We start from the raw sequence: 13,475 nt of genomic DNA on the forward strand, positions 1-13,475 counted from the left end.
GCACCGCACCATCGAACTTGTCGGCCCAGCCGGCAAAGGCGAACAGGCGTTCCACCGACAGGGCGACTTCCTCGGCACCGTTCTCGCCGGTCTGCTCCTTGATGCGGGCGGCGAACTCGTCGCGCCGGTAATCGAGGTTTTCAGCCAGGTAATAGAGGATCTGCGCGCGCGCATGGGCTGCGGTCGTACCCCAGCTCAGCGCCTTGCGTGCGGCTTCAACCGCATTGCGGATGTCCTTGCGATTGCCTTCGCCAACTTCGCCGACCAGCTCGCCCTTGGGACCGAACACAGGCCGGTTGTAGCCACTGTCGGGACGCGCCTGCTTGCCGCCAACATACATCTTGGCGGTCTGGTCGAGACTTCCGGTATCGAGCGGATTTGCCGCTGCCGGTTTTGTCGGGGCTGCGGGCGGGGCTGCTTTGAGCGTCTTTTCCCAGGCGGGCTTGAGATAGGCGCTCATGCCTTCCCGGCCGCCTTCGCGCCCGAAGCCGCTTTCCTTGTAGCCGCCAAAGCCAACGGCCGCGTCGAAATTGTTGGTGCCGTTGATCCAGATCACCCCGGCCTTGAGCTTGGGCGCGATATCGAGGGCGAGATTGATGTTCTCGCTCCAGAGCGTGGCCGCCAGGCCATATTTGGTATTGTTGGCCAGGGCCACCGCTTCCTCGGGCGTACGGAAGCTCATGGCAACCAGGACAGGCCCGAAAATCTCCTCGGCCACCAGGGTGTTGGCGGGCGAGACATTGGTGACCAGGGCGGGCTTGAGGTAGCAATTGCCGCCGGGTAGTTCAAAGTCGGGTTCGTAGACTTCGGCGCCTTCAGCAATGCCATTTTTCATCAGGTCGCGAATGCGTTCGACCTGCACTGGAGCGACCAGGGCGCCAATATCAACCGACTTGTCCAGCGGGTTGCCGACGCGCAGCTTGGCCATGCGCGCCTTGACCTTGGCGATGAAGCGCTCCTCGATGCTTTCCTGCACCAGAAGGCGCGAGCCGGCGCAGCAGACCTGGCCCTGATTGAACCAGATGGCGTCGACTAGGCCCTCGACCGCACTGTCGAGATCTGCATCCTCAAAAACGATATAGGGCGACTTGCCGCCCAGCTCGAGGCTCAGCCCCTTGCCGGAGCCGGCAGTGGCGGCGCGAATGATCTTGCCCACTTCGGTCGAACCTGTGAAGGCGATCTTGTCGATATCGGGATGGTTGACGATGGCGGCGCCGGTGTCGCCCTCGCCGGTGACGATATTGACCACGCCCTTGGGCAGGCCGACGCGCTCGCAGATTTCGGCAAAGAGCAGCGCGGTGAGCGAGGTGAATTCGGCCGGTTTGAGCACCACGGTATTGCCCGCGGCCAGGGCCGGTGCGATCTTCCAGGCCAGCATCAGGAGCGGGAAATTCCACGGAATGATCTGGCCGCAGACGCCGTAGGGCACGTGGTCGGGGAATTCGCGCGCCAGATGGGTGGCCCAGCCCGCGTGATGGTAGAAATGGCGGGCGGCCAGCGGAATGTCGGCGTCGCGGGTTTCACGGATGGGCTTGCCATTGTCCATGCATTCGAGCACGGCGAAGAGTCGGCTATGCTTCTGGATCATGCGCGCGATGGCATAAAGGAACCGCCCGCGCTCATAGCCGGAAAGGGCGCTCCAGGACTTGAATGCACCCCGGGCCGCCTTGACGGCCGCGTCGACATCGGCGGCGGTGCCATCGGTGATCTCGGCCAGCGAAGCGCCGGTAGCCGGGTTGTCGGCGGTGAAGGTCTTGCCCGGCTTGGTCCATTTGCCGTCGATGAAGTGGCCGAACTTGCGGCCCTTGCTGTCGAGCCAGGCAATGGCTTGATCGGGCGCCTCGGGTGCCGGACCGTAATCCAGGCTATCGAAGATTTGTGCAATCTTGTTCATATGTGGCCTCCTCGCGAGTGCCTGAATTCTTCGGGTGCGGCAAGGCCGCTGATGCTTCTCCCGGAGGGAAGAAGGTGGCGCTCAGCGCCGGATGAGGGGATGGTCCCCCTCCACACTCATCACACCATCGGCTGGCGATAATCGGCCGCGTAGTGGCCGGTCAGACCGTGTTCGAGCTGCCGCTCGATGTCGGTCAGCAGGCTCGATGCGCCGAAGCGGAACAGGTGTGGCTGCAGCCAGTTGGTGCCCAGCTCTTCCTTCATCAGCGCCATGTATTTGAGCGCGTCGACGGCCGTGGCGATACCGCCGGCGGGCTTGTAGCCGATCTCGATGCCGGTCTCTTCAGCGAACCAGCGGATCATGCGGATCATGGTCAGGGAGGTGACGAGGTTGGCGTTGACCTTTTCCTTGCCGGTCGAGGTCTTGATGAAGTCGGCGCCGGCCAGCATGCAGACCAGCGACGCCTTGGCGACATTGGTCTGGGTGGCCAACTCACCAGTGCCGAGGATGGTCTTGATATGCGCGTCGCCGCAGGCCTTGCGGAAGGCCTTGACCTGATCGTAGAGCGCCTGCCAGTCGCCGCGCAGCACCATGCCGCGCTCGATGACGATGTCGATCTCTTTTGCCCCATCCTTCACCGAAGCCTCGATCTCGGCGATCTTGGTCTCGACCGGAGCCAGGCCATGGGGGAAACCCGTGGATACGGCGGCGACGGGAATGCCGGTCCCCTCCAGGGCCCGCACGGCGGTATCAACGAAGCTGTGATAGACGCAGACGGCACCGGGAAGGATGCGGCGGCCAGACATGCCGAGCTGGTCGAGAATATCCTGGCGCACCGGATGGCGCGCCTTGGCACAAAGGCGCTCGACGCGTCCTGGGGTGTCATCGGAGTTGAGCGTGGTCAGGTCGATCATGGTGATCGCCTTGAGGAGCCAGGCAAGCTGGTGATCCTTCTTGACCGTACGGCGGGCGCCGATGGTGCCGGCCCGACGTTCCAGCGCCGAGCGGTTCATGCGCACCCGTTCGACCCAGTCGAGATCGAGTGGATAGCCCGGATTGCGCTTGTGTGCGGGAGTGGTGGACTCTGCGGTCACCAGTTTCATTGCATTACCTTTCCGTCCGCCAATGCACGCCGATAGTAGTTGGCAAATCCGGCAGAGAGCGGGTACTGCGGCCGCCAGCCAGCGTCCTCCGCCATCCGCCGCAGGGAGAAGTCATTCTGCACTTCGGGTGCAGGGTCGCGGCCCTCAACCAGTTCGATCCGCGCACCTGGCACGACTGCCAGAATGATATTGCGCACCGCATCCATGGTCAGAACTTCGCCGGAACCGACATTATAGGTAGAGTGATCGAGCTTTTCTGCGGCGAGAGCAGCCAGCGTCGCGCCAGCCACATCTTCGACAGAAAGAAAGTGATAAGGGAAGCTCGGGTCGCACGGAATGATCGTAGTCCTGCCCACGAAACTGTCCTCAATGGCCTGCCGCAGATAGCAGTTGGCACGGCGGTGCGGACCATAGACTCGAGTTAGGCGCAGGGCAGCGGCCGAAATGCCGAATTCGCGCGCAAAGGACTCCACCAGCGCTTCGCCCGCAACCTTGCTGGCGGCATAAGTCGTGCCGGGATGCACTGCATCCTCTTCGGAAACTACGACCTTGTCGCTATGGCCATAGACCACATGCGATGACATCAGCATTAACCGACCAATGCGATGCCGCCGAGCCAGATCCAGTAGGAAGACTGTCGAGTCCACGTTGATGCGCATAACGCTGCGCGGGAATTCTCGCTGCATCAGCGGCCCGGAAATGCCGCCAGCATGCACGATGGCCTGAACTTCACCTTCCACCACCATCTGTTCGAGACGCGCGTGATCGTTGAGATCGGCCAAGAAGAGATCGGGATCATGTCGGGAAAAGTCAGTGATGTCGGTCGCCAGCACGCTGTGTCCCGCCGCCTGAAGATGGCGACGCAAAGCCATGCCGACGAGGCCGGCACCGCCGGTCACGAGTACTTTCACTCCGTTACCTCCACCCCCGCCAGAGCCGACCTGGGCAATACGCCGTGTACGCCCTTCTCCCCGTTGACCGACTGCGTGACCGCGAAGTCGGCAGCCAGTGAGCAGAGCTGATAGGCCTCTGTGCGGCCCAGTGTGGAGCGTTCGCAAACCATGGCGATCATTTCGCGCACGGCGATCCGCAGCGCTTCGTCGAGATCGGCATCAAACCCCATGCTGATGAGGTGGCTGGGAGACTCGGCCCTGGGCAAAACGCGCTCCGCAACTGTGCCAGCCTTGTGCAACGCGAAGGTAAAGTGTCCTTCGAGCGCCATTTCCAGCGCGGTGACGCAGACTTCGCCGTCACCCTGCATGCCGTGGCCATCGCCACAGGTGAACAGCGCGCCCTCGGCCCAGATAGGAAAGAAAACCGTCGTCCCCGCCGTCAGGCGCCGGTTGTCGAGATTGCCGCCATGCTTGCGCGGCTCGCGGGAGGAAATTTCGCCGTATTCTTGTGGCGGCGCTACGCCCATGACGCCGAAGAAAGGGTTGAGCGGCAACGGCGTGCCCCAGGGCATCTTTGCGATGCGCGCCTTGCGGTCGACGCCGATATGGCTCAACACGCGCTCAGGTATGATGAAGTCATGCGGCAACGTGCCGTCAAATGGCTCGATCGCGTTGAAACCCCAATCAGCCAGCGGCTCCACCGCTTCGATGCGCACCTCGAGCATGTCGCCCGGCATCGCGCCTTCTATCGCTATTGGTCCGGTCAGCAGATGCCCCCAGCGGAATGGCAGTTCCGCTTCGTTGATCGCCTTCAGCTTGGGCGAGACATTCATGCCGCTGCCTGCGGGTGGATAGAGATCGGAAATGCCCGAATAGGTTTCAACCACCACCGAATCTCCGGACCGGATCGTCAGGACAGGGGGTATCTTTGCCGAAAAACGGCCCCAAACCACGGTTTCAGGTGTGGCATTGAGGTGGTGAACAGACATCTTATCTCCTCGCGACCAGCCCAGTGGCATGGCATGATGTTGGCGATAGGAAACCACAAAAGCGCTATCAGAAGCAAGAGGTCAGACTTTTGACCTCTGTCCTATTGACCGCCGAAAGGCTTCATGCAAACTTCATATCAACCGAGGATCGCCGTGACCGAAATCGACTTCCATCAGCTGAACGACAAAATCTGGGCTTCCGGCGTGCGCCGGGACGATCTCGTCCAGCGCGTCGCTAATGCCCTGCGCGAACAGATCGAGCAGGGCATCATTCCTGTGGGCACCAAGTTCATGCCTGAGGCAGAACTCGCCAAGCAGCTTAACATCAGCCGTCCAAGCCTGCGCGAGGCCATCCGCATTCTGGCTCACGACGGTCACCTGCAGGTCAGGCACGGCGTCGGCACCTTCGTCAGCAGGGCCAGCAAGCCCATGTTCGGCTCGCTTGAGCAGATGCGGTCAATGACAGACCTGATCCGCGACGCCGGCGGCACCTCGGGCCACCGCGATCTGCAAATCGAGCACATTGCCGCCGCCGACAAGATTGCGGCCGAACTTGGAGTGGACGAGGGGGCGCCCCTGGGCCGGATCAGGCGCGTTCGACTGGTGGATGACCGGCCCTTCGTCTACGCCAATGAATATCTGGTGCTCCAGCACGCAGAGAAGGACTTCGGCGCCCTCAGTCAGTTTACCGGGGGATCGATTTACCAATTCCTGCGCGAGCGTTTCAGCCGTCCCATTTCGCACAGCAAGCTGCGCGTTTCCGCAGTCGCCGCCGACACCGAACTGGCAGGCCTGCTGCAGCTCAAGCGCGGTGCTCCACTCCTGCGAATGCATGAACTGCATGTGGATGCAAACAACGTCCCGATGCTGCTCTCCATCAACTACCACAACACCGAAGTGGTCGAATTCACCTCAATGCGCGCAGGTATGCCCACGTGACCCATCTAACCTTTGCTAGTTTTGGCAACGTCACGGTCGACGACCTGGTTTTCGCCGACGGCACGACCATGTGGTACACGCCGGGCGGCAACGCTATCTATTCCGCACTGGGAATGGCGATCTGGGGGCACCGGCCGGCGGCCGTGGCTCCTATCGGTGACGATTATCCAATCGAGATGCTCGAGGGGCGGCTGGTTCTCGACTATTGCCGACGCACTGGCCAAACCCTGCGGGACTGGGGGCTCTATGAAGAAGATGGTACCCGCACGTTTGTGTTCCGCTCCTATACCCGTGACTGGCTTGAATACAGTCCGACGCTCGACGATGTGGGAGCGCTGACTTGCGACTATGCGCACATCGCGCCCGTCCCATGGCAGCAGCAGATCGCCATTGCCGACAAGCTGCGCCGTCTTGGCACCAAGACCATTTCGATCGATCTCGATGACCGATACCTTGCGGAACTGGCCGATGCTGATCGCACGCAGCTACTGACTGTTGCCGACCTTTTTCTGCCCAGCAAGCAGGATGCAGAGGCGCTATATCCCGGCAACAGCATTCCCGACACCATCCGCCGTATGCGCGAAGTCGCACCTGATGTCCCGATGATAGCGGTCAAGCTAGGCGGAAGCGGTGTGCTGTTCCATGGCGCAGATGACGCGGAGCTTTCTTGGCTGCCCGCAATAGCCGACGGCGTACGCGATACGACAGGCGCAGGCGACGCATTTTCCGGCGGGGCCCTCGCGGGCTTCGTGCATAGCGGTACGGCGCTCGAGGCGGCGCTGCGCGGTTCGGTAGCTGGTAGTTTCGCCGTTCAAAGTTCTGGACCAGGAGCCCTGGTTTCTGCCCGCCCCGAAGAGTGCGAGGCGCGTCGAAGCGCTCTGTTGGCTCGAGTAGAGACCCGCCCATTCTAATACAAACTGACTAGGAGTTCTTAAGTGGATAACGAAAAGACCGTCATGTTGCGCGAAATCGCGCTGCAGCCAGACTTCGTCAGGGACAACATCGACGAGATGCTGACCTATATGCGTTCGGTGGTTGCCGATCGCGATCCTGGCTCGTTGCAGCATGGCTTCATGATCGGTTGCGGTGACAGCTATTGCGCTGCCATTGCCGTACGACAGTTCATGATGAAGGCCACCGGACGTCTGGTGGAAGCGGTCGAAGCCCTCGAGTTCTCGCGTTATCTCGTTGAAGATCTACCCGCCAACAGCTTCGTCTTCGGCGTGTCCAACTCCGGTACCGTGTCGCGCACCATCGAAGGCGTACGCCTCGCTCGCGCCAAGGGCGCATGGACCTTTGCCGTCACCGTAAGCGCGGAGAACAAGCTGGCACAGGCTGCCGAGACGCTGATCCGTGTCAACGCGACGCCAAACATCAAAGAATTGCCGAACGGCACCCGCGTCGTAACCCCTGGCACCGTGACCTACACGGCCAGCATGCTAGGCCTCTATGTCGCAGCCATCGCCATCGGCGAGCGCATCGGCCATCTTGATGCCGCGGCATCCAAGGTATTGGTCGAGGAACTCCATGCAACAGCCGAAGCCATGCGCGCTGCCGATGCATCTACGGCGGCGCTGGCGCGCGAGATTGCTGCCAGCTTCACGCCCGATCGTCACACTGTGTTTGTCGGCGGCGGGCCGAACTATGCCACGGCCTATTTCGCCATGGCCAAGTGGTTCGAAAGCCTGACACGTCCGGCGCACCTGTCCCAGCTGGAGGAGTGGGCGCATGAGCATTATTTCATGACCCGCTCCAACGTCGACACCTTCATCATCCTGCCGCCCGGCCCGGGTCGCATCCGTGGTCTGGAACAGGCCCGCGCTGCCCGCGAGATGGAATCGCGCGTCATCATCATCGCCGAAGAGGCCGACGCCGAGGCACGCGCCGCGGCCGATATCTTCTTCGCGATGCCGACAGGCATTCGCGAAGTGCTGACCCCATTCGTTTACAAGCTGGTGTTCGAATATCTGTCCTGTGAAATCTCAAAGGTCCAGAACGTGGCCTTCCTGGGCTTCAATGATCGTCGTCGCCAGGAAGTCAACTTTCGGCAGATCTTCCATTCCGCAGAGATGGCCTAATGAGCCGGCTACTCTTGCAAGTCAATCAAGGGCACCGGCCCGTTGTCGGCATGGTGCAGCTTCCGGCGTTGCCGGGCGGTGCCAACTATCGTGTAGGCACAGTCGAGGCAGTGATCGAGGCCGCCCGGTCCGAAGCCGAGATTCTGAGTCGCAACGGCATTGATGCTTTGTTGGTGCAGAATCTGGGCGACATCCCGGTCCACCACAAGACAAGCGTCGAGCAGGTGGCCTGGATGACGCGTGTGACGAGCGAGATAGTAGCCGCCGCATCCTGCCCTGTAGGGCTCAATTTTCTTGAGAACGATGCCCACGCCATGATGGCGGTGGCGTCGGCCTCGGGGGCCGACTTCGTCCGCATAAAGATCTACGTGGGCGCCATGCTGACCCCGTTCGGCATCGAATCCGCGCAGGCACACGTGGCCATCAAGGCACGCACGGCGCTTGGCGCAGACAATGTCGCCATCCTCGCCGATGTGCATGACCGCACAGGCACGCCCATCGCAACCGGTGGCTTCGAGGAAGATGTGGAATTCGCCCTGCGCTTGGGCTTGGCCGATGGCCTGGTCCTCACTGGCAAGTCCTACGAGCAGACGCTCGACATGGTCGCCCGGGCCAGGGCCCAATACCCGAAAGCGCCCCTCTTCGTGGGTGGCGGGGTTACCAGCGAAAACTTCGCCGAAGCTATGGCCGAAGCCAACGGCGCCTTCGTTTCTACAGCGATGAAGGACAGCGGTTCAGCCGTGGGGCGATTCGTGCCCCAGAAAGTGCAGGATTTCATGGCCGCCGCACGGCGCGCTCCATGAATATGGTGCGGATGCAGCGTCAGGAGAAGCGTCCATCCGTTCAATCTCAGGAAAGGGAACAAAGATATGTCTAGATTTAATCTCAGGGCGGGGCTGACAATTGCCTCGCTGCTTATGCTCTCCACTTTGTCGATAGCGCAGGAAGGCCCCCGCGTCGCTATGGTCACCTCGGAGTCCGGTTTGGGCGACCGTTCATTTAACGACATGATGGTTGAAGGCATGGAACGTGCCGAGGCTGATTTCAACGCAGAGTACGTCGTCATCCAGCCGCGTGCGGTTTCCGAATTCCAATCGACTCTAGCACGTGCCGCCGGGCAGGGTTTCGATATCATCATCGGATCATCGTTCGACATGATCGAACCGATGCGTGCCGTGGCTGAGGCTTTCCCTGATCAGAAATTCGGCCTCGTCGACGTCAGTGACGAACCGGTCGCCGACAACGTCGTCTCGACGGTCACCAAGGACTGGGAAGGTTCGTTCCTGGTCGGCTGGATCGCCGCCAAAACCACCAAAACCGGCACCATCGGCTTCGTCGGAGGGGCTGACATTCCGATCATCCATCGCTTCTTCGTTGGCTATTACTACGGGGCCAAGATGGCCAACCCCGAGGTCAACGTGATCGAGACCTATACCGGCTCCTTCACGGACCCAGCTGGCGGCAAAGAATTCACACTCGCCAACGTCAACCAAGGAGCCGACATCAACTTCGCCGTTGCTGGTGCCACCAGCGCCGGCGTTATCGATGGTGCCGTAGAGTCGGGTACTTTCGCCATCGGCGTAGACAGCAACCAGAACTACATGGCCCCCGGCTCGGTGCTAACCTCCATGGTTAAGCGCGTCGACACCCAGGCCTATGACATGATCGCTTCGGTTGCCAACGACTCCTTCATCGGCGGCAACGTTCTCTACTACGGTCTCGCCGAAGACGGCGTCGGAGCTGCCATGGACGAGCACAATGCTGGTCTGATCGACGAAGAAATCCTGGCCGAAGTCGAAGAACTCAAGGGCAAGCTGCTTTCGGGCGAAATCGTGGTGCCGAACTACTTCGACCTGACACCCGGTCAGAAGGAAATGGGAACGCCTCCGATGGCAACCCCACCTTCTGTCGCCAACGCCAAGTAAGAAAAATTGGGCCGCAGTCTATGACTGCGGCCCAAATATCGGGAGATTCTTAATGGCATCCGATACTTCGAAACACGTCGTGGAAATGCGCAATATCGTCAAGCGCTTCGGTAATTTCACCGCGATCCACAACGCCAACATCACTATCGGACGCGGCGAAATCCACGCGCTGGTCGGTGAAAACGGCGCGGGCAAGTCGACGCTGATGAACGTGCTTTATGGTCTGCTGCCGCGCACCGAGGGTGATGTGCTGCTGCGCGGCAAGTCCGTTCATTTCAGTACGCCAAACGATGCCATTGCACAGGGCATTGGCATGGTGCACCAGCATTTCAAGCTCGCTCCCTCGTTCACCGTGGCCGAGAATATCGTGCTTGGCGCCGAGCCGACGCTGGCCATGGGCCGGCTGAACATGCGCCGCGCCGAAACCGAGACGGGTGAACTGAGCAAGCGCTTCGGTCTCGATCTCGATCCGCGCGCCATGGTCGGGTCCCTGTCCGTGGGCCTGCGTCAGCGCGTCGAAATTTTGAAGACGCTCTATCGCAAGGCCGAGGTACTGGTATTTGACGAGCCGACGGCGGTCCTCACTCCGCAAGAAACGCGCGAACTCTTCGCGACCATGCGACAGCTGGCCCAGTCGGGCCATTCGATCATCTTTATCACACACAAGCTGCGTGAGGTCCTTGCGGTATCAGACCGCATCTCGGTGATGAAGCAGGGCGAAATCGTCGCCACCATCGACAATAAGGATGTCACCGCGCAGGAGATTGCCAGCCTAATGGTGGGGCGCTCAGTGCTGTTACGCGTCGCCAAGGACGAAGCCAAGCCGGGCGGCCGCACCATGCTGAATATTCGCAACCTGACGGCGCTTGGCGAACGCGGCGAGAACGCGGTCCACAAGCTCTCGCTCAGCGTGCGCTCCGGCGAAATCGTCGGCCTGGCAGGCGTGCAGGGCAACGGCCAGGACGAACTGGTCGAATGCATTGCCGGCCTGCGCCAGCCGGCCGGGGGCAAGATCGAGATCTGCGACAAGCCGCTGGGTGCTACGCCCGCTGACAACCGCGCATTGGGCCTTGCCTATGTTCCGGCTGACCGCGGCGGCGTTGGTCTTTCGCTGCAGAGCAGTATCTGGGAGAACATGACGGTCGGTCACCTGCCCAAGTTTAAGAGGGGACAATTCTTGTCGATCGGCGACGCGCGGGCCAGGGCAGACGAGCTCATCAAGCGCTACGACGTCCGCGGCGCTACACTCGATAAGGCCGCTGGCTCGCTCTCAGGCGGCAACCAGCAGAAGGTGCAGATTGCGCGCGAGCTGTCGCGCGAGGACGGTTCGCTCATCATCGCCGAACAGCCCTCGCAGGGCGTCGATATCGGTGCGATCGAGTCGATCCACCGCATCCTCGTGGAAATGCGCGACGCCGGCAAAGCGGTGTTCGTCATTTCCGCCGACCTCGACGAGATTTTCTCCATCTCCGACCGCATCCTCGTAATCTATCGCGGTCAGATCGTCGCCGATCTCAAGGCGTCGGACGCCACTCAGGAAGAAGTCGGCCGCTATATGGGTGGACTGGAGACTCCGATTGTCGATACCGGCGCATCAGTTAAGGAGCCAGCACGTGTCTGTTGAAACACTGTCTGCACCAACAACTCGTCCCTACCTGACCTCGCTGTTGTCGGCAGTGGTCAATCCCATTATGGCCCTGGCTATTGCTGGCATCCTCGGCGCCTTGCTCGTTATGGCGCTGGGTGAAAACCCCTTCGAGGTCTACTGGCTGCTGATCTCGGGTAGCCTCGCGGGTATTCCCAATATCCTGGTCACGTTGCAGATGATGACGCCGCTGCTTTTCACCGGGCTTGCGGTCGCCATTTCTTTCCGCGCCGGACTCGCCAATATTGGCGCCGAGGGCCAGATGCTGGTAGGCGCCCTGTGCGCGGGTATCGTCGGCTTCGCCGTCGACCTGCCGGCGCTCCTGCATGTGCCTCTCTGCATTGCGGCCGCCTTTGCCGGCGGCATGGCCTGGGCGGCTGTTCCGGCATTCTTGCGTGTCAAATTTGGCGTTAACGAGCTGGTCGTATGCCTGATGATGAACCCCATCGCGCTGCTGCTGACCGGGTATTTTGCGACGCACGTCCTCAAGGCACCCGGGCCGACCAACAAGCTGCCCGACGTGCTGCCAAGCGCCAAGCTGTCCACCTTCTCGTTCTACTCCCAGGTTAATACCGGCCTAATCCTAGCGCTGGTGCTCTGCGTGGTCCTGGCCATCATCAATGCTCGCACCGTGCGCGGCTTTGAGTGGAAGATCATCGGCCTCAGCCCGAAGTTCGCTTACTATGGCGGCATCGACGTGCCCAAGCGCGCGCTCAACGTGTTCCTGCTCAGCGGCGGTGTCGCCGGCCTCGCCGGGGCAGAGCAGGTGATGGGTCAGTTTGGTGCCTATTACGACAACTTCTCGCCTGGCTATGGTTTTGATGGCATTGCCGTAGCCATGCTTGCTCAGTTCCATCCCATCGGCGTGATCTTCTCGGCATTCCTGTTCGGCGCGCTGAACAGCGGAAGCGGCGTGCTGCAGATGATGACCGGCCTGACCAAGCACCTAGTGCAGGTTCTGCAGTTCATCGTGGTTTTGGTTCTTGCTGCCAAGATTTCTTGGGATTGGCTCACCCACTTCAAGAAGCCAAGTGAAATCACCATGCGCCCGTCGCGATCCAGCACGACATCGGAGACTTGAAATGGACATTGTAGAAGTCCTTTACTCGGCGGTGCGCGTGTCGACGCCACTTGTTTATGCCGCAATGGGTGGCCTGCTCACCTATCAAGCGGGCATGCTCAACATCGCACTGGACGGCTTCATGATCGTCGCGGCCTTTGCCGGCATCGCGACAGCCTTCGCTACCGGCAGCCTTGAGCTGGCGCTTATCGCTGCCGTCATCAGCTCCGTGCTGCTCGCCGCGTTGATGGCGACGTTCACCTTCCGCTTTAAGGCCGACATTTTCATCGCCGGCATCGCGGTGACCTTCCTGGCATATGGCCTGACTGCGCTGTTGCTCAAAGGCGTTCTCGGCGAGGACGGTGTGTTTATGTCGAACACCATCCCGCGCTTCTCGCCCATCGTCCTGCCCTTCATCGCCGATATTCCGGTGCTGGGGCGAATACTGAGCGGACACACGATCCTGGTCTACGTGGCGTATCTGTTCATTCCGGTAATTGCGTTTGCCCTCTATAGCACGCGCTGGGGCCTGCGGGTTCGCATGGTCGGTGAAGCGCCCGAGGCGGCAGCGGCGGCCGGCGTCAAGGTCACGAGCCTCAAGTTCCAAACCATGCTGCTGTCTGGCGCATTGTGCGGCTTCGGCGGGGCCTATCTATCACTGGCCTATGTGTCTCTTTTTGCCAATCAGATGACGGCGGAACGCGGGCTGATTGCACTCGCCGCCATCTTTTTTGCCAAAGGGCGCCCGCTTCCCACCGCGCTCGTCGCGCTGCTGTTCGGCCTGGCGACGGCCCTCTCTGTTCGCCTGCCGCAGGTGACCGGTGCAGCGCCGCAACTGCTGCAGCTGATCCCCTATGTGGTAACGGTTCTGGCGCTGGTCATTGTTGGTGTGCGCACGGCGCGGGCCAGCAACAAGCACGGCGCCTGGAAGTTTGCACTTGACTAAGAC

At 61.1% G+C, this 13,475-nt stretch carries 12 protein-coding genes; 8 read left to right on the top strand and 4 right to left on the bottom strand.

The window, feature by feature from the left end; translation table 11 throughout:
• The 4 genes from GGR20_RS17635 to GGR20_RS17650 form a co-directional block, all read right to left on the bottom strand.
• Positions 1-1,894: aldehyde dehydrogenase family protein (locus GGR20_RS17635; protein ID WP_183312674.1), on the bottom strand; the 1,894-nt coding region annotated here is incomplete at its 3' end.
• A gap of 119 nt (positions 1,895-2,013) precedes the next feature.
• Positions 2,014-2,997: a deoxyribose-phosphate aldolase gene (gene deoC, locus GGR20_RS17640; protein ID WP_183312675.1), complete on the bottom strand. Its 984-nt coding sequence runs from the start codon at positions 2,995-2,997 to the stop codon at positions 2,014-2,016.
• The gene (locus GGR20_RS17645) at positions 2,994-3,908 is read right to left on the bottom strand and encodes an NAD-dependent epimerase/dehydratase family protein (protein ID WP_183312676.1); all 915 of its coding nucleotides are present in this window, start codon (positions 3,906-3,908) and stop codon (positions 2,994-2,996) included. The genes deoC and GGR20_RS17645 overlap by 4 nt, the downstream gene beginning before the upstream one ends.
• A complete protein-coding gene (locus tag GGR20_RS17650; RefSeq protein ID WP_183312677.1) occupies positions 3,905-4,879 on the bottom strand; it encodes an acetamidase/formamidase family protein in 975 nt (324 codons plus the stop codon). Before GGR20_RS17650 ends, GGR20_RS17645 begins: the two co-directional genes overlap by 4 nt.
• Before the next feature lie 153 nt (positions 4,880-5,032).
• Here GGR20_RS17650 and GGR20_RS17655 point away from each other — a divergent pair, with 153 nt between their 5' ends.
• From GGR20_RS17655 to GGR20_RS17690, 8 genes are all read left to right on the top strand, one after another.
• Complete coding sequence (locus tag GGR20_RS17655; RefSeq protein ID WP_183312678.1) at positions 5,033-5,818, top strand: UTRA domain-containing protein; 786 nt, start codon at positions 5,033-5,035, stop codon at positions 5,816-5,818.
• Positions 5,815-6,729, top strand: a complete 915-nt coding sequence (locus tag GGR20_RS17660) for a PfkB family carbohydrate kinase (RefSeq protein WP_183312679.1) — start codon at positions 5,815-5,817, stop codon at positions 6,727-6,729. Before GGR20_RS17655 ends, GGR20_RS17660 begins: the two co-directional genes overlap by 4 nt.
• Before the next feature lie 24 nt (positions 6,730-6,753).
• On the top strand, positions 6,754-7,896 hold the full coding sequence (locus GGR20_RS17665; RefSeq protein WP_183312680.1) for an SIS domain-containing protein: 1,143 nt from the start codon (positions 6,754-6,756) through the stop codon (positions 7,894-7,896).
• The gene (locus GGR20_RS17670; RefSeq protein WP_183312681.1) at positions 7,896-8,699 is read left to right on the top strand and encodes a BtpA/SgcQ family protein; all 804 of its coding nucleotides are present in this window, start codon (positions 7,896-7,898) and stop codon (positions 8,697-8,699) included. Before GGR20_RS17665 ends, GGR20_RS17670 begins: the two co-directional genes overlap by 1 nt.
• Positions 8,700-8,765: 66 nt before the next feature.
• Positions 8,766-9,821 (top strand): BMP family lipoprotein, encoded by a 1,056-nt coding sequence (locus tag GGR20_RS17675; RefSeq protein WP_183312682.1) that lies wholly within the window; start codon positions 8,766-8,768, stop codon positions 9,819-9,821.
• Between the two features lie 52 nt (positions 9,822-9,873).
• Positions 9,874-11,445, top strand: coding sequence for an ABC transporter ATP-binding protein (locus tag GGR20_RS17680; RefSeq protein WP_183312683.1), 1,572 nt, complete (start codon positions 9,874-9,876; stop codon positions 11,443-11,445).
• Positions 11,399-12,547: an ABC transporter permease gene (locus GGR20_RS17685; RefSeq protein WP_183312684.1), complete on the top strand. Its 1,149-nt coding sequence runs from the start codon at positions 11,399-11,401 to the stop codon at positions 12,545-12,547. The genes GGR20_RS17680 and GGR20_RS17685 overlap by 47 nt, the downstream gene beginning before the upstream one ends.
• Before the next feature lies 1 nt (position 12,548).
• On the top strand, positions 12,549-13,472 hold the full coding sequence (locus tag GGR20_RS17690; RefSeq protein WP_183312685.1) for an ABC transporter permease: 924 nt from the start codon (positions 12,549-12,551) through the stop codon (positions 13,470-13,472).
• Positions 13,473-13,475 lie beyond the last annotated feature (3 nt).

Origin of the sequence: Devosia subaequoris (genome assembly GCF_014197055.1) — a bacterium.
GTDB lineage: Bacteria > Pseudomonadota > Alphaproteobacteria > Rhizobiales > Devosiaceae > Devosia > Devosia subaequoris.